Source organism: Mesorhizobium sp. KACC 23794, from assembly GCF_052180275.1.
Lineage (GTDB): Bacteria > Pseudomonadota > Alphaproteobacteria > Rhizobiales > Rhizobiaceae > Kumtagia.
Window position 1 is genome coordinate 3,612,418 of record NZ_CP197465.1, and the last position, 25,525, is coordinate 3,637,942.

20 protein-coding genes are annotated in these 25,525 nt (G+C 65.2%); 5 read left to right on the forward strand and 15 right to left on the reverse strand.

Annotation, left to right across the window (positions count from 1 at the left end; translation table 11 throughout):
* Positions 1 to 6: 6 nt before the first annotated feature.
* Both parE and ACSBOB_RS17690 read right to left on the reverse strand, forming a co-directional pair.
* Positions 7 to 2,058 (reverse strand): DNA topoisomerase IV subunit B, encoded by a 2,052-nt coding sequence (parE, locus tag ACSBOB_RS17685; RefSeq protein ID WP_442577415.1) that lies wholly within the window; start codon positions 2,056 to 2,058, stop codon positions 7 to 9.
* A gap of 119 nt (positions 2,059 to 2,177) precedes the next feature.
* On the reverse strand, positions 2,178 to 3,359 hold the full coding sequence (locus tag ACSBOB_RS17690; RefSeq protein WP_442577416.1) for an MFS transporter: 1,182 nt from the start codon (positions 3,357 to 3,359) through the stop codon (positions 2,178 to 2,180).
* 225 nt (positions 3,360 to 3,584) lie between these two features.
* On the opposite strand from ACSBOB_RS17690, the gene dnaE reads away from it, so the two are divergent.
* On the forward strand, positions 3,585 to 7,130 hold the full coding sequence (gene dnaE, locus ACSBOB_RS17695; RefSeq protein ID WP_442577417.1) for a DNA polymerase III subunit alpha: 3,546 nt from the start codon (positions 3,585 to 3,587) through the stop codon (positions 7,128 to 7,130).
* A gap of 124 nt (positions 7,131 to 7,254) precedes the next feature.
* Here the strand turns inward: dnaE and ACSBOB_RS17700 are convergent, their stop codons facing one another.
* The 5 genes from ACSBOB_RS17700 to ACSBOB_RS17720 all read right to left on the reverse strand — a co-directional run bounded on the left by ACSBOB_RS17700 (position 7,255) and on the right by ACSBOB_RS17720 (position 13,302).
* On the reverse strand, positions 7,255 to 8,109 hold the full coding sequence (locus ACSBOB_RS17700; protein WP_442577418.1) for a hypothetical protein: 855 nt from the start codon (positions 8,107 to 8,109) through the stop codon (positions 7,255 to 7,257).
* 222 nt (positions 8,110 to 8,331) lie between these two features.
* Positions 8,332 to 10,308: a PhoX family protein gene (locus tag ACSBOB_RS17705; protein ID WP_442577419.1), complete on the reverse strand. Its 1,977-nt coding sequence runs from the start codon at positions 10,306 to 10,308 to the stop codon at positions 8,332 to 8,334.
* Positions 10,309 to 10,419: 111 nt separating this feature from the next.
* A complete protein-coding gene (locus ACSBOB_RS17710) occupies positions 10,420 to 11,175 on the reverse strand; it encodes a ferredoxin reductase (RefSeq protein WP_442577420.1) in 756 nt (251 codons plus the stop codon).
* Complete coding sequence (locus tag ACSBOB_RS17715) at positions 11,168 to 11,773, reverse strand: sulfite oxidase-like oxidoreductase (RefSeq protein ID WP_442577421.1); 606 nt, start codon at positions 11,771 to 11,773, stop codon at positions 11,168 to 11,170. The genes ACSBOB_RS17710 and ACSBOB_RS17715 overlap by 8 nt, the downstream gene beginning before the upstream one ends.
* A 161-nt stretch (positions 11,774 to 11,934) precedes the next feature.
* A complete protein-coding gene (locus ACSBOB_RS17720; RefSeq protein ID WP_442577422.1) occupies positions 11,935 to 13,302 on the reverse strand; it encodes a DNA polymerase IV in 1,368 nt (455 codons plus the stop codon).
* Positions 13,303 to 13,368: 66 nt separating this feature from the next.
* On the opposite strand from ACSBOB_RS17720, the gene ACSBOB_RS17725 reads away from it, so the two are divergent.
* Together ACSBOB_RS17725 and ACSBOB_RS17730 are read left to right on the forward strand one after the other, a co-directional pair.
* Entirely contained in the window at positions 13,369 to 13,968 is a 600-nt protein-coding gene (locus ACSBOB_RS17725) for a GNAT family N-acetyltransferase (RefSeq protein WP_442577423.1), read from the forward strand.
* Positions 13,969 to 14,121: 153 nt separating this feature from the next.
* Positions 14,122 to 16,611: a M10 family metallopeptidase C-terminal domain-containing protein gene (locus ACSBOB_RS17730; RefSeq protein ID WP_442577424.1), complete on the forward strand. Its 2,490-nt coding sequence runs from the start codon at positions 14,122 to 14,124 to the stop codon at positions 16,609 to 16,611.
* A 24-nt stretch (positions 16,612 to 16,635) separates the two neighbouring features.
* On the opposite strand, the gene ACSBOB_RS17735 is transcribed toward ACSBOB_RS17730, so the two are convergent.
* Positions 16,636 to 17,289, reverse strand: coding sequence for a hypothetical protein (locus ACSBOB_RS17735; RefSeq protein ID WP_442577425.1), 654 nt, complete (start codon positions 17,287 to 17,289; stop codon positions 16,636 to 16,638).
* Positions 17,286 to 17,582 carry a DUF3572 domain-containing protein gene (locus ACSBOB_RS17740; RefSeq protein ID WP_442577426.1) on the reverse strand — a complete coding sequence of 99 codons (297 nt, stop codon included), beginning with the start codon at positions 17,580 to 17,582 and terminating at the stop codon, positions 17,286 to 17,288. The genes ACSBOB_RS17735 and ACSBOB_RS17740 overlap by 4 nt, the downstream gene beginning before the upstream one ends.
* A gap of 220 nt (positions 17,583 to 17,802) precedes the next feature.
* On the opposite strand from ACSBOB_RS17740, the gene ACSBOB_RS17745 reads away from it, so the two are divergent.
* Positions 17,803 to 18,174, forward strand: coding sequence for a response regulator (locus tag ACSBOB_RS17745; protein ID WP_442577427.1), 372 nt, complete (start codon positions 17,803 to 17,805; stop codon positions 18,172 to 18,174).
* A 38-nt stretch (positions 18,175 to 18,212) separates the two neighbouring features.
* Positions 18,213 to 19,586, forward strand: coding sequence for a PleD family two-component system response regulator (locus tag ACSBOB_RS17750; RefSeq protein ID WP_442577428.1), 1,374 nt, complete (start codon positions 18,213 to 18,215; stop codon positions 19,584 to 19,586).
* 473 nt (positions 19,587 to 20,059) lie between these two features.
* On the opposite strand, the gene ACSBOB_RS17755 is transcribed toward ACSBOB_RS17750, so the two are convergent.
* The 6 genes from ACSBOB_RS17755 to rnr form a co-directional block, all read right to left on the reverse strand.
* Positions 20,060 to 20,350 carry a hypothetical protein gene (locus tag ACSBOB_RS17755; RefSeq protein WP_442577429.1) on the reverse strand — a complete coding sequence of 97 codons (291 nt, stop codon included), beginning with the start codon at positions 20,348 to 20,350 and terminating at the stop codon, positions 20,060 to 20,062.
* Positions 20,351 to 20,560: 210 nt separating this feature from the next.
* Complete coding sequence (gene rpmG, locus ACSBOB_RS17760; protein ID WP_396648615.1) at positions 20,561 to 20,728, reverse strand: 50S ribosomal protein L33; 168 nt, start codon at positions 20,726 to 20,728, stop codon at positions 20,561 to 20,563.
* Positions 20,729 to 20,828: 100 nt separating this feature from the next.
* The gene (locus ACSBOB_RS17765; RefSeq protein ID WP_442583758.1) at positions 20,829 to 21,977 is read right to left on the reverse strand and encodes an MFS transporter; all 1,149 of its coding nucleotides are present in this window, start codon (positions 21,975 to 21,977) and stop codon (positions 20,829 to 20,831) included.
* A 60-nt stretch (positions 21,978 to 22,037) separates the two neighbouring features.
* The gene (locus tag ACSBOB_RS17770; RefSeq protein WP_442577430.1) at positions 22,038 to 22,778 is read right to left on the reverse strand and encodes an NUDIX hydrolase; all 741 of its coding nucleotides are present in this window, start codon (positions 22,776 to 22,778) and stop codon (positions 22,038 to 22,040) included.
* 75 nt (positions 22,779 to 22,853) lie between these two features.
* The gene (locus ACSBOB_RS17775) at positions 22,854 to 23,288 is read right to left on the reverse strand and encodes a DUF983 domain-containing protein (RefSeq protein WP_442577431.1); all 435 of its coding nucleotides are present in this window, start codon (positions 23,286 to 23,288) and stop codon (positions 22,854 to 22,856) included.
* A gap of 2 nt (positions 23,289 to 23,290) precedes the next feature.
* The gene (rnr, locus tag ACSBOB_RS17780) at positions 23,291 to 25,489 is read right to left on the reverse strand and encodes a ribonuclease R (RefSeq protein ID WP_442583759.1); all 2,199 of its coding nucleotides are present in this window, start codon (positions 25,487 to 25,489) and stop codon (positions 23,291 to 23,293) included.
* Between the last annotated feature and the right edge of the window lie 36 nt (positions 25,490 to 25,525).

A 25,525-nucleotide genomic window follows, 5' to 3' on the forward strand; every position in this document is an offset into this window, starting at 1 on the left:
GCCTCGTCAGATATCCAGCTCTTCCGTTTCGGCGAATTCCGCCCGTTCCTGGATGAATCGGAACCGGGCGTCGGCCTTGGTGCCCATCAGCGAATCGACCGCGGCCTTGGTCGTCTCCGCGTCGTCAAGCACGTCCACGCGCAGCAGCGTGCGCTTGCGCTTGTCCATCGTCGTTTCCTTGAGCTGCGCCGCCATCATCTCGCCGAGACCCTTGAAGCGCCCGATCTCTACCTTCCCGCGCCCGGTGAACTCGGTCTTCAGCAACTCGTCCTTGTGGGCGTCGTTGCGGGCATAGGCGACCTTGCCGCCCTGGCGGATCGAATAGAGCGGCGGCACGGCGAGGAACAGATGCCGGTCGCGGATCAACTGCGGCATCTCCTGGTAGAAGAAGGTGATCAGCAGCGAGGCGATATGGGCCCCATCGACGTCGGCGTCGGTCATGATGATCACGCGGTCGTAGCGCAGGTCCTCGTCGCGATATCTTGAGCGCGTGCCGCAGCCCAGCGCCTGGATCAGGTCGGAGATCTGCTGGTTGGCGGCGAGCTTGTCGTTGCCGGCGCTGGCGACGTTGAGGATTTTTCCCCGCAGCGGCAGTACCGCCTGGCTGGCGCGGTCGCGCGCCTGTTTTGCCGAGCCGCCGGCGGAATCGCCCTCGACGATGAAGATCTCCGCGCCTTGCGTGGCGTTCTGCGTGCAGTCGGCGAGTTTTCCGGGCAGGCGCAGCTTGCGCACAGCGCTCTTGCGGCTGACCTCCTTCTCCTGCCGCCGCCGCACCCGCTCGTCGGCGCGCGCGATCACCCAGTCGAGGAGTTTCGTCGCTTCCTGCGGATTGTCGGCCAGCCAGTGGTCGAAGGCGTCGCGCACAGCGCTCTCGACGATGCGGATGGCTTCGACCGTCGCCAGCCGGTCCTTGGTCTGGCCGACGAATTCCGGCTCGCGGATGAACACCGACAGCATGCCGGCGGCCGAGATCATCACGTCTTCCGGCGTCACCACGGCGGCGCGCTTGTTGCCGGTCAGGTCGGCATAGGCCTTCAACCCGCGCGTCAGCACGGCGCGGAAGCCGGCCTCATGCGTGCCGCCTTCGCCGGTCGGGATGGTGTTGCAGTAGGAGTTGATGAAGCCGTCGCCGCCGTACCAGGTGACCGCCCATTCGACGCCGCCATGGCCGCCGGGCTTGTCGGTCTTTCCGGCGAAAACCTCGCGGGTGACCTGGAATTCGTCGCCGAGCGACGCAATGAGATAGTCCTTCAGCCCGCCCGGGAAGTGGAAGACCGCCTTGTCCGGGGTCTTGTCCTTGTCGGCGATCAGTTCCGGCGCGCAGGACCAGCGAATCTCGACGCCCCCGAACAGATAGGCCTTCGAGCGCGCCATGCGGTATATCCGCGCCGGTTCGAACTTCGCGCCCTTGCCAAAAATATCGGCGTCGGGATGGAAGCGAATCTTTGTGCCGCGCCGGTTCTGCACGTCGCCCAGCGGTTCCAGCCCGCCCTGCGGCACGCCGCGCGAAAAGCGCTGGCGGTAGAGTTTTCGGCCGCGCGCAACCTCCACTTCCAGCAGATCGGAGAGCGCGTTGACCACCGACACGCCGACGCCGTGCAGGCCGCCGGAGGTCTCATAGACCTTCGAGTCGAATTTTCCGCCCGCGTGCAGCGTGCACATGATGACTTCGAGCGCCGACTTGTTCGGGAATTTCGGATGCGGATCGACGGGAATACCGCGGCCGTTGTCGGTGACGGTCAGAAAACCATCGGCGGAAAGCTCGACCTCGATGAACGTGGCATGGCCGGCCACCGCTTCGTCCATCGAATTGTCGATGACCTCGGCGAAGAGATGGTGCAGCGCCTTTTCGTCGGTGCCGCCGATATACATGCCCGGACGACGGCGCACCGGCTCGAGACCCTCCAGCACCTCTATGTGGCTGGCGTCATAGCCCTCGCTGCCATCCTTGGAGACGGGCGTCTTGCGAGCCGCGGCGACAAGCGGGTCGACCGGCTTGGACGGGCGCGGCGCCGGCTGTCCCTCGATTTTGGAGAAGAGGTCGGTTGTTTCGTCCATGAAATTGTCAGGCAGTTGATTCGGGGTTTGTCGGGATACTCGCAGAGTTTCGGCGGTCGCGATACCAGTTCGCGATTCGTTCCGGAAGTCCTTCCACGAGAATTGTGGCCCGCCTATGGTTACCCGATCGTTGACGTACCGGCGATAGGTTCGCGGCAGTTGCGCTCGATAAGCAGGGAGGCGAACGCCACGGCCAAAGCCATCATGACGATGGCCGACCCGACCAGCGGCAAGCTGGCATAGGATACGCCCAGCGACAGCGCCGAACCGCCGATCCAGGCGCCGGCCGCATTGCCCATGTTGAAAGCGCCCTGGTTCAGCGTCGCGGCGAGGTTGGGTGCGCCGGAAGCGCTTTCGACGACGCGAAGCTGCAGGGCAGGTATCGGCAGGAAGGTCAGGGCGCCCCACAGGAAGACCATCGGGATGACGACATAGGGCAGGGGGCCGACCTCATGGAGGATGAGGAACATCGCCACCAGGGCCACCAGCGAGCCTATGATGGTGGGCATCATCCGCCAGTCCGCCAGCTTCCCGCCGATGATGTTGCCGACCGTCATGCCGCCGCCGAACAGAAGCAGGATCCAGGTGACGGCGGGGACGGACACGCCGGTGACGTCGGTGAGGATCGGTTTGATGTAGGTGAAGACGGCGAACAATGCGCCGGAAGCCAGCGCCGAGATCAGCATCGCCAGCCAGACCTGCAGCCGGCCAAGCACGCGGATCTCGCCGGCGATGCCGCTGCCGGTCGGCGGCGCGACATTGTTCGGGACCAGCCACGAAATCGCGGCGACCGATATGATGCCGATGACCACCACGGCCAGAAAGGTCGAGCGCCAGCCGAAAGCTTCGCCGAGCGCCGTGCCGGCCGGCACGCCCAGAATATTGGCGAGCGTCAGCCCGGCGAACAGCATCGCCATGGCGCTTGCCTGCTGGTTCTTCGGCACCAGGCTTGCCGCCACGACTGAGCCGATGCCGAAGAAGGCGCCATGGCCGAAGGCGGTGACAACGCGCGCCGCCATGAGCATCCAGTAGTTCGGTGCGATGGCACACAGAAGATTGCCGATGACGAACAGCGAGGCCAAGCCGACCAGCACAAGTTTTCGGCGCATTCGGGCTGTCGCCAGCGCGATCACCGGGGCGCCGACGACCACGCCGAGTGCATAGCCGGTGACGAGCAACCCCGCCGCGGGGATCGATACGCCAAGGTCGGCCGCCACTTCCGGCAGCAGACCCATGATCACGAATTCGGTAGTGCCGATGCAGAACGATGCAACGGCGAGCGCAAGGATCGGCAGAGGCATGGAGGACTCAAGGATGTCAATATCGGCCCACAGCATGGGCCGATTCCCTGTAGGTGAAAAGCGTGTTTGCTGCAATGCAGCATTGCGCGAACGAAGAGACAATTCATTGGTGCAGGCGAGGGAGCAGGGCGGCGCCTGGCTGTGCAGCAAGCTGCATTGCTGCTGGCCTCGACCTGGCGAATGGGCGACAATAGGGAACACTTGAGTCCTGCCAGCCGAGACGCCATGCCCGCCGACAGACCCCCGCGCGACCCAATCCTGCGCGCCATGCTGAAAACCGAAGCCGGGCCGTCGCCGACGCCCGCTGCGAAAGCGCCGGCGCTGGCGCGCCCCTTTATCCATCTGCGTGTCCATTCGGCCTATTCGCTGCTCGAAGGCGCGCTGCCGATCGGCAAGATCGTCGCGCATGCCCAGAAGGACAAGGCGTCGGCGATCGCGATTGCCGACACCAACAATTTGTTCGGTGCGCTGGAATTCGCCAACAAGACGACCAAGGAAGGCGTCCAGCCGCTAATCGGTTGCCAGCTCGACCTGGCCTTCAGCGGCGAGCCGAGTGACGGCCGGGGCGGCAGCGGGCAGCGGCGCGCCGGCATCGAGCATAATCCGGTCGTTGTGCTTGCAGCCACGGCCGACGGCTACGCCAATCTGGTGAGGCTTGTGAGCCGCGCCTATCTCGACGGCCCTTCGGGCGAGGCAATCAGGATATCGACAGAATGGCTGGAGGAACTGTCGCCCGGGCTGATCTGCCTGACCGGCGGCCCGCGCGGACCGGTCGGCGCGGCGCTGAAGTTCGACCATGCCGACCTCGCCGAGAACCGGCTGCTTCGTTTGAAGGAGATATTCGGCGACCGGCTCTACGTCGAACTGGAGCGCGTCGGCAACTGGGACAAGCGCATCGAGGCCGCGACCATCGATCTTGCCTACCGGCATGAACTGCCGCTGGTGGCCACCAACGAGGCGTTCTTTCCAGCGCGCGACGACTTCGACGCGCATGACGCGCTGATCGCGATCGCCGAGGGTGCGGTGGTCGCCTCCGATGACCGCCGGCGGCTCACCCCGGACAATCATCTGCGAAGCCAGGCCGAGATGTCGGCGCTGTTCGCCGATCTGCCCGAGGCGATCGACAACACGGTCGAGATCGCCATGCGCTGTTCCTATTATCCGAAGAAGCGCTCGCCGATCCTGCCGCGCTTCACCGGCAGCGGCGACGATGCCGAGAAGGCCGAGGTGGAGGAATTGCGCCGGCAGGCCCGCGAGGGGCTGCAGATGCGCTTCGACACCGCCGGCCTGACGCAGGGCTACAGCGAGGAGCAATATCGCGAGCGGCTGGAATTTGAGCTCGGCATCATCGAGCGCATGAAATTCCCCGGCTACTTCCTGATCGTGGCCGACTTCATCAAATGGGCGAAGGCGCATGGCATCCCGGTCGGACCGGGACGCGGCTCGGGCGCCGGCTCGCTGGTCGCCTACGCGTTGACCATTACCGACATCGACCCGCTGCGCTTCTCGCTGCTGTTCGAGCGCTTCCTCAACCCCGACCGCGTCTCGATGCCCGACTTCGACATCGACTTCTGCCAGGACCGGCGCGAGGAGGTGATCCGCTACGTCCAGCAGAAATACGGCCGCGACCAGGTCGGCCAGATCATCACCTTCGGATCGCTGCAGGCGCGCGCCGTGCTGCGCGACGTCGGCCGGGTGCTGCAGATGCCCTACGGCCAGGTCGACCGGCTGTGCAAGATGGTGCCGCAGAACCCTGCCAACCCGGTCAAGCTGAAGGATGCCATCGAGGCGGAACCGCGCTTTGCCGAGGAGATGGAGAAGGAACCGATCGTCGGCACGCTGCTCGACATGGCGCAGAAGCTGGAAGGCCTCTACCGCCACGCCTCGACGCACGCGGCGGGCATCGTCATCGGCGACCGCGCGCTGTCGGAGCTCGTGCCGATGTACCGCGATCCGCGCTCCGACATGCCGGTCACCCAGTTCAACATGAAGCTGGTGGAAGAAGCCGGCCTGGTCAAGTTCGACTTCCTCGGCCTGAAGACGCTCACCGTGCTGGAAACCGCGGTGAAGCTGATCCGGCGGCGCGGCATCGACATCGACCTGGCAAAACTGCCGCTGGACGACCAGAAGACCTACGACATGCTGTCGCGTGGCGAGGTCGTCGGGGTGTTCCAGGTGGAATCGGCGGGCATGCGCAAGGCCCTCATCGGCATGAAGCCGGACCGCATCGAGGACATCATCGCGCTGGTGGCGCTCTACCGGCCGGGGCCGATGGAGAACATCCCCACCTACAATGCGCGAAAACACAAGGAAGAGGAGATCGCGTCGATCCATCCGATGATCGACCATCTGGTGGCTGAGACCCAAGGCGTCATCGTCTACCAGGAACAGGTGATGCAGATCGCCCAGGAGCTGTCCGGCTATTCGCTTGGCGAAGCCGACCTGCTGCGCCGCGCCATGGGCAAGAAGATCCGCGCCGAGATGGACGCGCAACGCGCCCGCTTCGTCGAGGGCGCGATCAAGAACGGGCTGTCCAAGCAGCAGTCGGATTTCATCTTCGACCTGCTGGCCAAATTCGCCGACTACGGCTTCAACAAATCGCACGCAGCCGCCTACGCCGTGGTCTCCTACCAGACGGCCTATCTGAAGGCGCACTACCCGGTCGAATTCCTGGCGGCGTCGATGACGCTCGACATGGGCAACACCGACAAGCTGGCGGATTTCCGCCAGGACGCACTGCGCCTTGGCATCGACGTGGTCCCGCCTTCGGTGAAAACCTCGTACCGGAATTTCGAGGTCGAGGAGAACCGGATCTTCTACGCGATGGCCGCCATCAAGGGCGTCGGCGACGCGGCGGTCGAGCACATCGTCGCCAGGCGCAAGGAAAAGCCGTTCGCCGATCTCGAGGATTTCTGCGAGCGCGTCGATCCGAAGATCGTCGGCAAGCGGGTGTTCGAAAGCCTGATCCTTGCCGGTGCGCTGGACTGCTTTGGCCACGACCGATCGGCGATGATGGCTGGGGTAGAGCGTATGATGGGCCTGGCGTCGCGGTCGCATGAAGACGCCGCGCTTGGCATCATCGACATGTTCGGAGCCAATTCGGCCGGCCGCCAGCAGAAGCTGCATCTGCCGGCGGTCGATCCGTGGCTCGCGGCCGAACGGCTGCACAAGGAATTCCTGGCGGTCGGCTTCTATCTCTCGGCGCATCCGCTCGACGAATACAAATCGGCGCTGGTCAAGATGCGGGTGCAGAACTGGGCGGAATTCTCCGCCGCGGTGAAGAAGGGCGCCACCGCCGGTCGTCTCGCGGGCACGGTTACCTCGAAGCAGGAGCGAAAAACCCGCACCGGCAACAAGATGGGCGTCGTCATGTTCTCCGACCAGACCGGCCAGTACGAGGCGGTCATGTTCTCCGAGACGCTGGCGCAGTATCGCGACCTGTTCGAGCCCGGCCGTTCGGTGGTGCTGACGGTGGCGGCGGAAGATCGGCCGGAGGGCGTCAACCTGCGCATCCAGACGGCGCAGTCACTGGAGGACGAGGCGAGCCGCGTGCAGAAGGCGCTACGCATCTATGTTCGCGACGCCGCGCCGCTGAACACGCTGGCTGGCCAGCTCGGCGTCAAGGGCGACGGGCAGGTCAGCTTCATCGTGCTCAAGCATGACGCGCGCGGCGAGGTCGAGGTGTCGCTGCCCGGCGGCTACCGTATCTCGCCGCAGGTGGCGTCGGCGATGCGCGCCGTGCCCGGCGTGGTCGAGGTGGAACTGGTCTGAGCAGGTTTGGCCGGCTTGGCCGCCAGACGAGCGATGGTCCTCGCGGGCAGCACGGATCGTCGCCACGCAGCAGAAAATCCGCTGTGGCCGTCGATTTTTGTTTTCACACCCGCCGAGGGCGCCGTCACGACGTGTCGGCGCGCTCCAGCGCGTACACCGCCAGCGCATGGGCGTGCGCCAGGATTTCGTCGACCTCGCGGATTCTGCGGGAATGGGTGGCGGACGGGTCGTAGCGCGACAGCCGGCCGCCAGGCGGACATCCGCGCCGCAGCGGCGAGAGGCGCCGGGATCGGTCGGCGTCGGATTTTTCCTGCGCCGGCGCGGCGTCGCGTCGGGCTTTCCAGCGGGCGAAGCGATTTGCCTGGCCCGGCAGGTCGTCGAGTGCCGAGGCCAGCGCCTCCAGGCGCAAGGCCAGCCGCGCCGCGTCGATCGGATCGTCGGGCGACGGAGGCGGCGGCAGGGGGCGGTACGGCGAGCCGAAATCGAGGGACATGACGCGCGGGATGGCGTGCGCGGGCATATGACGATGGCAGGGACGGAACGGTCGCCGCAGCGGATCGAGGAGCGACAGGCTCATCGTGCGCAGGGCGGGTTTTGGACGTTTCTTCGGCCCTACCGGCAAGAAGGCGCGGGGGCCTCGCCGCATCGCGGGCGTCGGCTTGCGGGGGCGAACCGGCGGCAATACCACGACAATCCCGTGAGCCGCCGCGATGATCAGCCGCCGCGCGGCAGCCTCGGCCGGACGCAGCAGTCGCAATATGGCGCGGTAGAGATGGCGGGGGAGGGTAAGTGCCGGGGACAGTTTACTTTTTTCGGCCCGCGCCAACCTTGAAGCGGCTGCGTCTTCCTGCCCAAAGAAAGTAAACTGTCCCCCAGTGCCCAGCCCGGTCCCAAAACCCACTTCAGCCATGCCGACGAGCATGGCGAGCAGGCGCTTCAGCGCCTCCCAGTTGCGCTCGATTGCCGCAGTCCCGTCCATCGCCGCCGCGTCCTCCGGAAAAGGCCAGCGCGACTATCGCACCGATCGGCATGGATGTAAATAATCCTAGGAAAATAATCCTTGGATGTTTGTGATGACTGCCGTGGCGCTCGTCCCTGCAACTTCCGGCATTATACCGAGGGCTGTTTGCCTTGACCTGCCGGCGGGTGACGTTGAATTGGATGGGCCGGGCCATCTGTCGGTCAAGCCGGCCCAACCGGCTCAGCTCCCGATCACACCCTTATCCTGTTTCGTGATAACCACCAGCGACGGGCGCGCCGGCATGCCGTTGACGAAATCCGGCCAGTTGGTACCGGCATCGGCAACCGACGTCGCGTCCTCGTTGTCGTCGAGGCGCAGCGCGCCGGGATGCTGGACCGACACGAACAGCGTGGTTCCGTCCGGCGTGAAGGCGGGCGAGCAGCATTCCGAGCCGACCGGCGGGATGTAGAAGAGTTTCGGCAGCGCCCGGCCGGGGCCTTCCGTGTCCATGGCATAAAGCGCGTCGGCGAGACCCTCGGGCGGAGGGCCGTCGGTGGTTACCCAGATGCGGCCGGCCGGGTCGACGCCGATATTGTCGGGATCGGTGAACCAGCCATTGGCGGTGGTTTCAGGATGGTAGCGGCATTCGTCGGCGGGCACGGCCGGATCGCCGCACAGCACGAACACGTCCCAGGTGAATTTTTCCGCCGCATGATCGGGTTTCTCCGGCGCGCCGGGCGGCACCAGCTCGAGCAGGTGTCCGTTGGGATTCGGGCCGCGCGGGTTGGCGACGTTGATGGTCTCGCTCTCGTCGCCGCCGCCGGCGGGCAAGCGGTCCTCATTCTCGGTCATCGCCACGTAGAGCTTTCCGGTGCCGGTGTGCGGGATAAACCCTTCCGGCCCATCCATCGGCGTCGCGTCGAGCAGATCGGCGGCGGCGCGGGTGTTGAGCACCACGTCGGCCTGCGTGGCGAAACCTGCCTCCGCCGTCAGCGGACCCTGGCCGGCGACCAGCGGCAACCACTCGACGCTGCCGTCGCTGGAAAATTTAGCTACCGACAACGTGCCGCTGTCGAGCAGGTCCTTGTTGGCGGCGCGGTCGTTCGGATTGTATTTGTCGCGCGTGACGAAGCGGTAGAGATATTCGAAATCGTCGTCGTCGCCCATATAGATGACGACGCGGCCGTCCGGCGCCAGCGCTACCTGCGCGCCTTCATGGGTGAAGCGGCCGAGCGCGGTGCGCTTGACCGGCTTGGCAGCGGGATCGAACGGGTCGATCTCGACCACCCAGTCGAACTTCATCCACTCGTTCGGCTCTTCCTCGAACTTGAAGCGCGGCTCAAGGCGCGACAGCGAATAGAGGTCGTTTTCCTCCTCGTCCCAGCCCTGGCGCTCGACCAGTTCCTGGTCGGGCAAGGTCTTGTGGTCGCCGGCGAAGACGTCCATCGCGCCTTCCTCGCCTGACAGCATCGTGCCCCACGGCGTGATGCCGCCATTGCAGTTGGAGATGGTGCCGAACACGGTTCTGCCGGTCGGGTCGGCCTTGGTCTTCAGCCGGTCGTCGCCCGCCGCCGGACCGGAGATCGCCATCTCGGTGCCCATATGGACGCGGTGGTTGTATTGGCCGTCCTTCACAACCTCCCATGCGTTGCCGTTGCGCCTGACCTCGACGATGCTGACGCCGGTCGCGGCCATGATCGCGCGGATCTGCGCGTCGGAGAGCTTTTCGCGAAAATCCTCGTCGGTGAGGCCGGGAAACATCAGGTAGGGGTCGACATATTCGTGGCTGACGACCAGCAGGCCATGATCCGAGCTATGCGAGCCATGCGGCAGCGGGATGAAGGCGGTGAAGTCGTTATTGTAGCCGAACTGGTGTTCCGCCGCGGGTCCGTCGAGCGTGGCGAGGTCGAAGGCCGGGCTGTCGGAGAAGATCGCATCGCCCCAGCGCAACAATACCTGCCGGTCGTAGCCTTCCGGCCAATGGTCGGTGTTGTCGCGGACGCGGGTCAGCTCGGTGAACTTGAGGCTGGAGACGTTTTCTCCGGCCTTCGCGCCGGCCGGCGCCGAGGCGGAGCCGATCGCGGCCAGTGCGGTCGAGGCGAGAAAACCCTTGAGCACGGTGCGGCGGCTCACGCCGTCGGCCAGCACGGAGCCATAGGTCTGGCCGAAATTCTGGCGTCGGGTAGGGCGCTGGCGGGTTTTCTGGCGGTCGGTCATCGGCTGGCTCCGGGCTTGCTGCCGGAGTCTCTGCCACAGGAAAATGACGGTTCGACAACAGCGGTGTGAAGCAGTAGAGGAACCGGCCGCAGCGTGCGCAAGCAGACGGCGTTACTGCCCGAAGCGCTCCGTCCTGATCCGTTCGGGCGCTACGCCGGCAGCGACGAGCGCATCGGCGGCGGTCGAGACAAAGGCGTTGTTGCCGCAGACGAAGACATGCGCAGGCGCCGCGGGAAGGCCGGCAAGCACCGTCTGGACCGCCGCGGGATCGATGCGCCGCGACAAATCCTGCGCGCGCCTCGCCGGTTCGCGCGTGATGGCGAAAGTCAGGGCGAAACCGTCGTCGCGCGCCTCCAGCGCCAGCAATTCGTCGCGAAAAATCACCTCGTCCCAGTTGCGCGACGAATAGAGCAGGGCGGCCGGCACGCGCGCGTTTCGCGCGGCGCGGTGGCGCAGCATGCTCATCAGCGGCACGACGCCCGATCCGCCGCCGACGAGCAGCAGCGGGCCGCTATCCGCGACCTCCCACACGAAATGGCCGCCGAGCGGCGTCTTGATCTCGATCTCGTCGCCGGCCGCCGCCACCGCGTGGAAGAACGATGAGACCTCGCCGTCGTCCAGCCGTTCGATGGCAACTTCGATCTCCTTGCCACTTTCCGGGACATTGGCGATCGAATAGCTGCGCTGCGCCGTATAGCCGTCCGGCGCCGTCAGGCGAACGTCGGCATGCTGGCCGGGGCGCCACGAGAAGGGCGTGGCCGGGCGGATGAAAAAGCTGATGACCCGCGGCGTTTGCCGGACGATTTTCGTGATCGTGGCCGGCTGCCAGTGGACTGGCCGAGTGGTACCCGGCGCGGCGTCAGTCATCCGTATAGCGCTGCTCGCGCCACGGATCGCCGTATATGTGGTAGCCGCGCAGTTCCCAGAAACCGCCGGTGTCCTGGTCGATGAACTGCAGCCCGTCGATCCACTTTGCGGATTTCCAGAAATAGAGATGCGGCACGAGGAGACGCGCCGGCCCGCCGTGGTCGGCGGAGATCGGCTTGCCCTCGTAGCGGATCGCCACCATCGCCTTGCCGCCAATGAGATCGTCAGTCGGCACATTGGTCGTGTAGCCGTCGAAGGAGTGTGCCAGCGTATAGGGTTTCGGCGTCTCGATGCCGGCCTCGGCAAGAATGTCGTCGACCAGCACGCCCTCCCAATGGGTGTCGAACTTCGACCAGGCGGTGACGCAGTGGATGTCGCGGGTCATGCGGCTGATCGGCAGGCGGCCGAATTCGTCCCAGGTCCATTTCGCGACCGGCTTCGGCCCGATCTTCAGCGTAAAGCTCCAGTCCTCGGTTTTTACGCGCGGCGTAGGCCCGGCGGAGAGGACGGGAAAATCCTCGGTGAGATACTGGCCCGGTGGAAGCCGGTCGGACGTTTCGCCTGGCGGCTGCCGGCTGCCGAACCCGCGTGTCACCATGGCAAACATCTCCCTTCCGGATATCGCGGCGAATGTATCGTGCTGCGATTGCCCCGGCAATCGGCTTGCCGTCCCATCGGCGTGTGCGCGAAAGGCTGGCGCTCTACCGCAAATCCATCATTGGACTTGCACCCGAGCCGAACCCTGGTTCGAACGACCGGCTAGATGCGCTCCCACGGATGCCGCACCTCGGGCGCCTCGTCATCCTCGCCGGGACGCAGCGGGCGGCCGCGATGCCCGGTCCCGAATGTATAGCCGGTCTCCACCGCCTTGCGGCCGAACTTGTCGCGCAGCGTGTCGATCGCGCCTTCCGCCATCGCCCGCTTGCGCGCCTGCTCGTCGATCAGGTCGGGCGGATCGGCGCGGCCGTCATCGGAAAGGTCGCTGACGCCGATGCCGAGCAGCCGGTATTTCGTGCCGTCCGCCTCCTTCTCGAGAAGCTGCAGGCCGGTCTGGAAGATTCGGTCGGCAAGCCGCGTCGGGTCGGCGAGCTGTCGGTTGCGGGTGCGGAGCCTGAAATCCTGCGTCTTCAGCTTCAGCACGACGGTGCGGCCGGCGATATGCGCCTTCTTCAGCCGCGTCGAGACTTTTTCCGAGAGCGCCCGCAGCACCGGCACGAGGTCGGCCATCGAGGCGAGGTCGGTGTCGAAGGTGGTTTCGGCCGAAACGCTCTTGGCGTCGCTGTCGGGATGCACCTGGCGGGCGTCCTCGGCGCGCGCCAGCCGGTAGAGGCGGTCGCCCATCGTGCCGTAGCGCCGCATCAGGTCGCCGCGCTCCATCTTTTGCAACTGGCCGATCGTGCGGATACCGTCCTGCTCCAGCGTCGCTGCAAAGGCTTTTCCGACGCCCCAGATCAGCGTCACCGGCTGGCCGGCGAGAAACGAGAACGCCTCCTTCTCGCCGAGGATGGCCAGGCCACGCGGCTTCTTCAGGTCGGAAGCCACCTTGGCCAGGAACTTGCAGTAGGAGAGGCCGATGGAAATCGTGATGCCGACCTCCTTCTCCACCGTGCGCGCGAAATCGGCCAGCACCAGCGCCGGCGGGCGGCCATGCAGGCGCTCGGTGCCGCCGAGGTCGAGAAACGCCTCGTCGATCGACAGCGGCTCGACGAGCGGGGTCAAGGCCTGCATCATGGTGCGCACCTCGCGGCCGACGCGCACGTATTTTTCCATGTCCGGCGCAATGACGATCGCTTCCGGGCAGGCTTCCAGCGCCTTGAACATCGGCATTGCCGAACGCACCCCCTTGATCCGGGCGATGTAGCAGGCGGTGGAGACCACGCCGCGTTTGCCGCCGCCGATGATGAGCGGCTTGTCGCGCAACTCGGGATTGTCGCGTTTTTCGACGGCGGCGTAGAAGGCGTCGCAATCGATATGGGCGAGATGCAGCCCGTAAAGCTCCGGATGGCGGGCGAGCCGCGGGCTGCCGCATTGCGCACAACGCATCGCGAGGCCTGGCTGAAGCGTCAGGCAGTCGCGGCAGAAGCCGTGGTCGGGGTTGTTGACAGGCTTTGCCATCGATGCGAACATAAACAGAACATTGCGGATGATAGGACAGCGGCACGCCACCTGCAAGGCGTTGCGACGGAGGAGGTCATGACGGAAACGGTCAAGCCGCTGACGCCAGACTTGTGGCCGGCGTTCGAGGATCTGTTCGGCAAGCAGGGCGCCTGCTATGGCTGCTGGTGCACGCATTTCCGATTGCGGCCGGCGGTCCGCCGGGAGAATGACCGGCAGCGTAACAAGGATCATATCCGAGCTCGCATAGAGGCCGGCCCGCCGCCCGGCCTGCTTGCCTTCGAGGACGGCAAGGCGGTCGGCTGGATGCAGATCGGCCCGCGCGCCGACGTGCCCGAGTGGAACAATGCCGGACGCGTTTCGGCGCCGCTGAAACCGGACCATGGCGCAGACGGCCAAGTCTGGGCGATTTCCTGTTTCTTCATCCGCAACGCGGCGCGGGGCAGGGGGCTATCGCACCGGCTGGTCGGAGCGGGTGTTGCGTTCGCCCGGGAAAGCGGGGCGCGGCTGTTGGAGGCCTGTCCCATCGACCAATCCAAGGATTCCCGCTCCGTCGGGCTGTTCGTCGGCTCGACGCGGGTGTTCGAAAAGGCCGGTTTTTCGCGCATGGCCGAGCGCAAGGCCGGCCGTCCGCTGATGAGGCTGGAACTCGGTGAGGGCCGCCCGCCAGGATCGTAGGGTGTTTTGCCAGATATCCGCAACGCTTGTCGGGATCAGGCGGCGGCCCCGGCATTTTTGTTCATTCTGCAACCTGCGGAAGTGCCCGCGGGAGTCTATCGGCCCGGGATGGCCTGTGCCATAAGCGGTCGAAGGAAGAATTGAGGGCTGGAAATGCCGGATATCATTGAGACGGCTGACGCTGCGGCAAGCAAGAACACGAGCTATACACTGGGCATCGGCCAGACTGCGCAGGGTTACCTGACCAGAAGCGGCGGCGTCACCGAACACGACTGGTACAAGGTCAATCTCGTCGCCGGGCAGACCTACACCTTCGCGCTCGCCGCCACCGGCGTCACCAACAATAGCCTGGAGGATCCGTATCTGCGGCTTCGCAACAGCAACGGCGCGCTGTTGGAAGAGGATGATGACGGCGGTCCAGACCAGTTTTCGAGCATCACCTACAGGGCGACCACGACCGGCACCTATTACCTGGACGCCGGTCCCTTCGACGACGATTCCGCCGGCCAGTACGGTATTTCAGCGGTGCTGGGCAGCCGGGCCCACTACGACACGATGATGGGGGCAGGCGACCTGACCAGCATCGTCCTGTCGTGGAGCACGCCGGGAACGCCAGCGACGGTCACCTGGGGCGTGCGCGCGAGTTTTGTCGGCAGCACCGACGCGGCGAACAACAGTGCGCCGTTCAGCCAGTTGAGTGCGAAGCAGATCGCGGCGGTCGAAATGGCGCTGGGCGACTATGAGGAGATCGCCAACATCACGTTCACCCGGGTCAACCCGAGCGGCACGACCAACAATGCCACGATGCTGTTTTCGAATTACAAATCCACATCCGATGGATCGGGCGCCTATGCGCTTTACCCGGACGATACATCGTCGTCGGCTGCCAGTGGCGACGTGCGTTTCAACACCGAGAGCGTGTCCACCACCGATCTGGAGCGCGGCACCTATTCCTATTCGACCGTCCTGCACGAGATCGGCCATGCGATCGGCTTCGCGCACCCCGGCGACTACAATGCAGCGCCGGGCGTCGACATAAACTACGACGACCATGCGCAGTTCATCGAGGACTCCTACCAATACACGGTTATGAGCTATTTCCTCGAGACCAATACCACCGAGGCCTTCGGCAGCGACCCGGACACGCTGATGCTTTTCGACGTGCTGGCGCTGCAGCAGCTCTACGGGGCCAACATGTCGACGCGGGCCGGCAACTCCATCTACGGTTTTGGCGCCAACACCGGCGACGTCTACGATTTCACGGAGAACACGGACCCGGTCCTGTGCATCTGGGATGGCGGCGGCGTCGACACGCTCAACGTCTCGGGATTCTCGCAGAACCAGGTCGTCGACCTGCGCGACGGCAAGTTTTCAAACATTGGCGGTTTCAAGGGCAATGTCTCCATCGCCGTCGGCGCGGTGATCGAAAATGCGGTCGGAGGCAAGGGTGCCGACACGTTGATCGGTAATTACGCCGCCAACGTGCTGCGCGACGGTGCCGGCAAGGCCGATACGTTGAAGGGCCTGGGCGGCAACGACGCCTACCAGATCTATACGTCCGGTTCAAAGATCGCCGAAACCGCGACCGGCGGCGCGGCCGACCGTGTGGCGGCGGCCGTCGACTATGTGCTCGGCGCCGGCGTCTATGTCGAGATCATGACCACCAACGGTTCGACCGCGACCGCTGGTATCGACCTCACCGGCAACACGCTCAAGCAGGACATCACCGGCAATGCCGGCAGCAACATCCTGCATGACGGCGGCAAGGGCGCGGCGGACATCCTGCGCGGGCTCGGCGGCAACGATACCTACCGTGTGTTCAACAGCGGCGACCTGATCGTCGAGACCTCGTCGCAAGGCGCTGCCGACAAGGTGATCGCTGCGGTCGACTACGCGCTCGGGGCCGGCGTCTATGTCGAGGTCATGACCACCGACAACGCCGCCGGCACGACGGCGATTGACCTGACGGGCAACGCGCTGAAGCAGGACATAACCGGCAATGCCGGCGCCAACATCCTGCACGATGGCGGGACGGGCAAGGCGGACATCCTGCGCGGGCTCGGCGGCAACGACATCTATCGCGTTTTCAATGCCGGCGACGTCATTGTCGAAACGTCGTCGCAAGGCGCGTCCGACCGGGTCATGGCAGGTGTCGGTTACGCGCTCGGAACCGGCGTGCATGTCGAGATTCTGACCACCAGCAGTTCGACAGAGACGACGTCGATCAGCCTCACCGGCAACGAATTCGCCCAGGAGATCACCGGCAACTACGGCGACAACCGGCTGGAGGGCAAGGGCGGCAGCGATACGCTGCGCGGGCTGTCCGGCAACGACACTTTTGTGTTCGCCACGGCGCTGGGGTCCGGCAATGTGGACAAGATCACGGACTTCAGCGTCGCCGACGACCGTTTTCTGCTCTCCGACTCGATCTTCAAGGCGCTGACCCCCGGCGTGCTCGCCGCCTCGGCGTTTCGCGCCAACCTGACAGGGCTTGCGGGCGACGCCAGCGATCGCATCGTCTATGAGACGGATCTCGGCCGGCTGTTTTACGATGCCGACGGCACCGGATCGACCGCAGGTATCCTGTTCGCGACGATCACGGCGGGCCTCGCCCTGACCAATGCCGATTTCTCGGTGGCGTGACGCGGCTGGCCGTTCGGCGCCAAGTCAGAGTCCCAGCGCCGTCGCGATCCTCGGGCCTGCCGCCCGCCAGTCGTCGACGATCTCGATCCGTTCGGGCAGCGGCGGCAGCAGCGAACGCATCGACGGCATCGCCATCAGGTGAAAGAGGTGCGCTTCGCTGACAGCGCTACGCACCGACACCAGATTGTGCGGAATGTCGTCGACGAAGGCGACAGGGCGCGGCGTGGCGCCGCGCAGCGCGCGGATCGCCGGGCCCTTGGCCGTTTCGGTGGTCAGAAGCGGGTAGGGGAAGCCGAGCCGGTCTAGATGCGCGCGGCGTGCGGCGCGGTGACGGTGCGGCATCGCCGTCAGCATGACGATCTCGGCGCTCTTCGCCAGGCCGGCGATCGTCTCGACAGCGCGGTCGAGCGGCGACTGCCATTCTGCCTGAGCGCCGAAGAATGTATCGATCAGCGCCGAAACCGGTTCGCGCTCAAGCACTTCTCCGGTTTTCCTGATGCTGATATTGCCGTGCAGCCGGAATGTCGCCAGCGACAGGTCGAGCCCTTGTGCTTCCAGATAGAGCGTAAACGGCCGCAGGAACTCCAGCAGCACGTCATCGACGTCGAGCACCAGCAGCGGCCTGGTGTCCAGCGACAGTTCCGCGATCTGCCGCGCGGTCTCAGGATCCTCGCTCATGTCGACGCCAGATATCGGTCGTCGCCTGTCGGCAGTGCCTTCAGCGCCTCGCCGACCGATGCCGGAGTGATGCCCGCATGCCCGGCGAAGTCGATCAGCGTCGGCTCGTGGGCGAGCACGAAGCGCAGCACCCCGGCGAGGAATCCCGGTTCGCGCGCCGCGTGCCGGATCGCCTGCGCATCGATGCCGGTCAACGCCAGAAAGCGCGGCAGGAGCACCGGATCCGCGGCGACATAGGCCAGCGCCGAAATCGCCAGTGCTTCGGCATCCTCGGAAGTGGTTTTGCGCGTCAACTGGCGACTCCGACGTTCGATCCCTATGTGATGCAGTAGCGGCGCCCGCCGCCGCCCGCAAGCCGCTGAACCAGCCTGTCAACGCCCGGCTTCCTGCAAGCGATCGGAACGGTTTCCGTTTCGTCAAGGTTCTTCGGCTAGGGTCCGGCGGGGTTTGATATGGGAATCGCGTATGTGACGGGATTCGTGGACAGGCGGGGCTCCTGTCGGGGAAAGGGCAATGACCAAGAAGGTAATGATCGTCGAGGACAACGAGCTCAACATGAAGCTCTTCCGCGACCTCATCGAGGCGAGCGGCTACGAGACGGTGCGCACGCGCAACGGGCTCGAGGCGCTGGACCTTGCGCGCGCGCATCGGCCGGATCTCATCCTGATGGACATCCAACTGCCCGAAGTTTCCGGCCTCGAGGTGACGAAATGGCTGAAGCAGGATGACGACCTGCACACCATCCCGGTGATCGCCGTGACGGCTTTCGCCATGAAGGGCGACGAGGAGCGCATTCGACAGGGGGGCTGCGAGGCCTATATATCCAAGCCGATCTCGGTGCCGCGCTTCATCGAGACGATAAAATCCTATCTGGGCGACGCATGATCGTCGCCCGCATCCACATCCCGGAGCCTTCGTAGCCGATGACCGCGCGCATCCTCGTCGTCGACGACATCCCCGCGAATGTGAAGCTCCTCGAAGTGCGGCTGCTCGCCGAATATTTCGAGGTGCTGACGGCGTCGAACGGCGAAGAAGCGATCGAGACCTGCGAGAACGGCAAGGTCGACGTGGTGCTGCTCGACGTGATGATGCCCGGCATGGACGGGTTCGAGGTCTGCCGCCGGCTGAAGGCCGACCCCGCGACGGCGCATATCCCGGTGGTGATGATCACGGCGCTCGGACAGACCTCCGATCGGGTCAGCGGGCTCGAGGCCGGTGCCGACGATTTCCTGACCAAGCCGGTCAACGACCTGCAACTGATGACGCGCGTGAAAAGCCTGGTGCGGCTGAAGATGCTGACGGACGAATTGCGGCTGCGCGCGGCGACGACGCGCAACATCGGCATCGAGGAACTGTTGTCGCGCAGGTTGCCGGAAGACGGGGTAATGCCCAAGGTGCTGCTCATCGACGAGCGGCCGGCCTCCGGCGACAGCATAAGCCGGTTTTTGTCGGGAAAAGCCGATCTGGACGTGGTCACCGATCCGCAGGCCGGCTTCTTCCAGGCCACCGAGACGCCCTACGAATGCGTGCTGATCTCGACGGCGTTTGCCGACCACGACCCTCTTCGGCTCTGCTCGCAGCTTCGTTCTGTCGACCGCACGCGCTTCCTGCCGATCATCCTGCTCGCCGATGTCGGAGACGAGAACCGCATCATCCGCGGGCTGGAGCTCGGCATCAACGATTATCTGGTCCGCCCGATCGACGAGCATGAGTTGACGGCGCGCCTGCGCACGCAGGTCAAACGCAAGCGCTACAACGACCATCTGCGCGCCAGCGTCACCCAGACCATCGAGATGGCGGTCACCGACGGGCTGACGGGGCTGCACAACCGGCGCTATCTCGACAGCCATCTGCGGACGCTGTTCGACCGGGCGGTGTCGCGGCGGCGGCCGCTTTCCGTGCTGATCCTGGACCTCGACCGCTTCAAGGGGATCAACGACCTGCACGGTCATGACGGCGGCGACCAGGTGCTGCGCGAATTCGCCTACCGGCTGCGCAAGAACGTTCGCGGCATAGACCTCGCCTGCCGCTACGGCGGCGAGGAGTTCGTCGTCGTCATGCCCGACACCGAAGCGTCGATCGCCGAGAAGGTCGCCGAGCGCATCCGTGCCGAGATCGAGCGCAACCCCTTTGCGGTGGGCAAGGACGGACTGACGATCGGCGTGACGATCAGCGTCGGCGTGTCCTCCGTGCTGCGCAGGCGGGACAAGGTAGAGGACCTGATGAAACGCGCCGACCTGGCCCTCTACGAAGCCAAGACCGCCGGCCGCAACCGGGTCGTTGCCAACGCGGCGTGATTTTTCAAAACATCGTGAGCCGATCGCGGCAGAAGCTCGAAAGGGCGTTAAGTCGATGTCGTAGCATGTTGAAACGGCATGCCTTATCGGCAGGATTTGTGGCCGTTTCTGAAGCTTTTTGACCGTTTGAATTTCGTCGGCAATGGTTTCGCATTTACCTTAACCGCCACGATTTGCGCAGTTTGGTTAAGAAACTATTGATTTTGAAGTCTTCTTGCGCGACCATCGGTTCCGGGACAACAAAGCGCCGCAATTTATCAGACAAAGTCGGCGCGGACAAAGTTACCCCATGATGCTCAGGTCCGCCGCATCTCCTGGGTCCGTGGGGTCGGCCGGCCGGCGCTGGCACACAGTGGCCTCCTCGTACCGCTGCCAGATCGCCGGCCGGCCCCCAATTCCGCTTTTTCGCAACGAGATTTCCCCGTCGTCGCCGGCGATGATGAGCCGGCTAACTGCGAGCCGAACTGCTCTTCTCAGTAGGCCGCGATGCACTTCTTGACGGGGCAGGATTTGTTGTCCGCCGACGGCACGCTGCCATAGGCGATGGTCGTGCGGGAATCGCAATAGCTCGCGTCGGATACGTAGCGGCTGTAGAGGGGCAGGCCGGGATTCGACTTGGAGCGATAGTGCAGGATCGCCGAGCCGCTCGATTTCACTGCCGCCTGGACCGCCTTGCAGGTCATGTTGGTGACGGTGTAGGCCGGGTCCGCGCCGGCGGCGGATGCCAGAAGAAGCATCGGGACGGCGCACAACATCCTTCGCATGGCCTTCTCCTTTCGCTCCGCCCATTATCGGGAGAAGCCGCCCCGGGCACAAGGTGAAGCTCCGGTCTTGTTCTGGGCCAGGCGCGCGGGCGACGTTTGCGGTTGACGTGCTAGGGGCGCCGCCGAAGCGGATGCTGGCATCGCCAGCCGTCTCCCTACAAACGAAAAAGCCGCCCGGAGGCGGCTTCGACGACTGGATTCCGATCAAGTTTACTTGATCTTGGTTTCCTTGAACTCGACGTGCTTCTTCGCGATCGGATCGTACTTGCGGAAGGAGAACTTGTCGGTCTTGGTGCGGCTGTTCTTGCTCGTCACGTAGAAGAAGCCGGTGTCGGCGGTGGAGAGCAGCTTGATCTTGATGTTCGCAGCTTTTGCCATGGATAGGTTCCGTTCAACAGACTGGGGTTCGAACCGCCTCTAAGGGGCGGAACCCCGGCGCGGAAAACTGCCGCGACACATAAAGATCGCTGCCGGAAAGTCAAGCGCGGCGTCGCGACATGGCGATGCGGACGACCGCCAGCACGATGTAGAACAGGAAGAACAGCGCCAGCGCGCCGGCAAAACCCTCCTTGCCGAACAGGTCCATGCCGATGCCGATCGCCTGCGGTCCGAGCACCATGCCGAGCCCGTAGCACAGCACGAAGGCGGCATTGGCGTTGGCGAGCTCATGGCCGGAAAGCCGCGAGCCGAGATGCGCGAGGCCGACCGTGTAGAGCGCGGCGACCATGCCCCCCCAGACGAACAGCACCGCCGCCATGATGTGCCAGTTGCCCGCCACGCTCGGCAGGAAGATCATGCCGGCGAGACCTATCGTGGCGCAGCCGAGCAGCAGGTAGCGGCGGTCGGGCACCCGGTCGCTGAGCATGCCGATGGGGATCTGCATAAGCACGTTGCCGAGGCCGATCATGGTGAGCAGCAGAGCGGCGTCGCCTTCCGAATAACCGCTGCGCGCGCCATAGACGGGAAACAGCGCGAAGCCGCCGGTTTCGACCGCGCCGAACACCAGCACCGCGGCGGTCGCCGTCGGCACCAGCCAGATGTATCGCAGGAAATGGCCGCTTTCGTCGCCGCTCGGATGGATGTCGGGGCTCTCGCGCCAGGCGGCCACCACCGGCACCAGCGCGAACATGACGAGTACGAAGACGGTTCCGAACGGCGCGAAGCCGCCGCTGCCGATGCGCGAGAACAGCCACGGCCCCAGCGCGAAACCGAGCGACAGCACCGTGGCGTAGATGCCGAGCACGAAGCCGCGCCGGTGCGGCGGCGCCGACGACGAGATCCAGAACTCCGAGAGGATGAACAGCACGGTGAGCGCGATGTGCAGCACGACGCGCAGCGGGAACCACATCCAGAAGGCGGTGGCGAAATAGAACCCCATGAAGGCCAGCGCGCCGAGCAGGATCATGGCCGCCATGGTCCAGACCACGCCGAAGCGCATCGCCAGCGGCGTCGCCAGAGGGGCGCCGACGATGGAGGCGACACCGGCGATCGCCGTGTTCAGGCCAATCAGGCTTGCCGAATAGCCGCGCGATTCGAGGATGACGCTGAGCAGCGGCATGCCGAGGCCGATGGCGATGCCGACCACGCTGATCGACGCGATGGCGGCTGAGATCGGCCGCCAGCGCATACGCACGTGATCGTCCCCTGGATGAACACTGCCGGTCATGTATGAACTTGCTGGTAAGGGTTAGAGGGTTTCGCGGACGAAGCGGTTGCGGACCATGCGATAGAACGGCACCACGCCGCCGGGACGCAGCAGGGGGTCGAAGGCCAGCCGCTGCTCGAGTTCGCCGAGCACGGTTCGCGTTATCGTGGGGATGTCGGCCTTTCTCGCTTCATCGAGCGGCAGCCACACGAGTTCCTCCAGTTCCTCCGTCGGTCCGCCACCGGGCAGTTCGACCACGACGCTTTCCCTCCAGGCGGCGAGGAACCGCGTGTCGTAGCGGCGCACGCGGCCGGGTGGCGTGATGGCGCGGGCGAGGTAGCGAAGTCCTTCCAGCGAGGGCACCACGCCGTTTTCGGCAAAACCTTGCCAGCCTGCCTTCGGCGTCTTGAAGTCCGCCCTGCGGCCGATCAGCAGTCCGGCCTCCTCATAGGTCTCGCGGACGGCGGAAAGCGCAATGGCGCGGGCCCGTACCGGGCCGGCGCGGCCGGTGCGCAGGAGGAGGTTTTGCTGTTCGTCGGGGTGGAGGTCTTCGGCGACCGCCACAAAACTGTCGCCGGGGTCGGTGCGTCCGCCCGGGAAGACGAATTTTCCAGGCATGAAGGCATGACGCGCATGGCGGCGGCCCATGAGCACCCTGACCGCGCCGTCCTGCCGATCGAGAAGGATCAGGGTCGCCGCATCGCGCGGCCGCAGCGGCCCCTTGCCGAGGGCGAAATCCTTGGCTTCGGCCTTGTCGAGGTCGGTTCGGCTCATTCCGTCCATAGGGCTTCCCTTAACGGAGCGAGGACGGCGATGGAACCACCCTTTTCGACCGAGCCTTGGGCCAGCGGGCGGCCGTCATGCCTCGGGATGCTGCTCGATCAGATCGTGCTCGCCGCCGAAGCCGTGCATATAGAGCGCCCATTGCAGGCCGACGACGGCGCCCTTGACCGGACGCAGCAGCGCCAGCGCCAGGGCGATGGTGAGCGGCACCCAGATCGCCAGGTGCTGCCAGGTCGACAGCGTGCTCGTCGCCTCGACGCCCATGAAGGCGCCGACGACGATATGGCCGACGATGACCACCACCAGATAGGCGGGCAGGTCGTCGGCGCGGTGGTGGAACATCTCCTCGTGGCAGTGCTCGCAGCGGTCGACCGTCTTCAGGAAGGAGCGGAACAGTTTTCCTTCGCCGCAGTGCGGGCAGCGGCCGAGGAAGCCGCGCTTCATTGCCGTCCACAGCGGCCGGGCGACTTTTCCGGTATGATTGACGCCGCCGAAAACCTGTTCTTCCATCGTCATCTCCTGCCGCGCGGGCCGCGCGACATGGTGGCGCGCCCACGCTTTTGCCGGGCCTTGGCCTTATGAAACGACCGTTTGGCGCCCGGCAGGGGCTTCGGCTCGCTCAGCATCTCGAAGCGGAGCGCGCCGGCCAGCGGCGCGACCTCGACGAGTTTCACCAGCACGGCGTCGGCAAGCTGAAAACCCTTGCCCGTCCGTTCGCCCACCAGGGCCCGCGCCGTCTCGTCGAATACATAGTAATCGGCATCGAGAGTTGCTACGGGCACAAAGCCATCTGTTCCGAACTGCGGCAATTGGACAAATAGTCCCGCCTTGGTCACGCCGGAGACACGGCCGTTGAACTCGCCATTGATCTGCTCGGCCAGATGCGCGGCGATCAGCCGGTCGACGGTCTGTCGCTCGGCTGCCATGGCGCGGCGCTCGGTGGTCGAGATCAGTTCGGATATGTCTTCCAGCCGCGCTTCCTCGGTGGCCGTCAGCCCGTCCTTGCCCAGCCCCAATGCCGAAATCAGCGCACGATGCACGATGAGGTCGGCATAGCGGCGGATCGGCGAGGTGAAATGCGCATAGCGGCGGAGATTCAGGCCGAAATGCCCGAGATTGTCGGGCGAATAGACCGCCTGGCTCTGGGTGCGCAGCACCACCTCGTTGACCAAGCCCTCATGTTCGCCGTCGCGGACACGGTCGAGGATCGAATTGAACTGCTGCGTACGCAGTTCGGCGCCGCGCGCCAGCGAGATGCCGATGGATTGCAGGAACTCGCGCAGCGATTCCTGCTTCACCAGCGAGGGCGAATCGTGGACGCGGTAGACCAGCTTCTGGCGTTTGGCCTCCAATGTCTCGGCGGCCGAGACATTGGCCTGGATCATGAACTCCTCGATCAATTTGTGGGCGTCGAGGCGCTCCGGCACGATGACGCGGTCGACCGTACCGTCCGGCTTCAGCAGGATTTTTCGTTCCGGCAGGTCGAGGTCGAGCGGCCCGCGCTTGTCGCGTCCGCGTTTCAACACGGCATAGCCGTCCCATAGCGGCTTCAGCACCGTGTCGAGCAGCGGTGCCGTCTTCTCATCCGTAACGCCGTCGATTGCGGCTTGCGCCTGGGGGTAGGAGAGTTTCGCGACCGAGCGCATCATGACGCGATGAAAAGTGTGGCGCAGCTTGCGGCCATCGGCGGCAAATGTCATGCGCACCGCGAGCGCCGGGCGGTCGACGCCTTCCTTCAGCGAGCAGAGGTCGTTGGAAATGCGCTCGGGTAGCATCGGCACGACGCGGTCGGGGAAGTAGACCGAGTTGCCACGGTTCAGTGCCTCGCGGTCGAGCGCGGTTCCGGGCCGCACGTAGGACGCGACATCGGCGATTGCGACAGTCGCTATGACGCCGCCGGGATTGGCCGGATCGGCGTCCGGCACGGCATGGACTGCGTCGTCATGGTCCTTGGCGTCGGCCGGATCGATGGTGAGCAGCGGCATTTCACGCCAGTCTTCGCGCCCGTCCATGCCGACGGGTGCGGCCGATTCGGCCTCGGCGAGCACTTCAGCGGGAAAGATATGCGGAATGCCATGGGCATGGATGGCGATCATCGAGACCGCCTTCTCGCTGGCCAGCGAGCCCAGCACCGCCACGACCTTCGCCTGCGGCAGGCCGTAGCGCGTCGAGCGGCCGGTCTCGACCTCGACGAGGTCGCCGTCATCAGCGCCGTTACGGAATTCCTCCGGCACTTCCATCTCCGGCTTGCCGCGCTCGACCGGGACGATGCGCAAGCCGCCGCCGGACAAAGTGCGGAATACGCCGAGCGCGGTGTCGGCGCGCCTGTCGAACACCTTCATCACCCGCGCCGTATAGGCCGGACCTGGACCGTCATTGCGGAAGGTTTTTGCCAGCACGCGGTCGCCGACGCCGGGCGCCCGGCCACCGCTGGATTTGGCGGTCTTGATGGTGACCACCACCGGCGTATCGGAAGCGTCGCGCTCGGCAGGCCGCGCCAGCAGATTGCCGTCGGCGTCGCGGGAAAAAATGTCGAGCACGGCGACGTGGGGCAGGGAGCCCGGACGCTTCAGCCGCTTCTTGTCCTTCTCGATCAGGCCTTCGTCGTGAAGATCGGTCAGCGTGTCCTTGAGCCAGACCCGATCAGCGCCTTTCAGCGAGAAGGCGCGGGCGAGGTCGCGCTTGCCGCTCTTGTCCGGGTTTTCCTCGATGTAGCTGAGAAGGTCCTCGCGGCTCGGCCGGAAGTC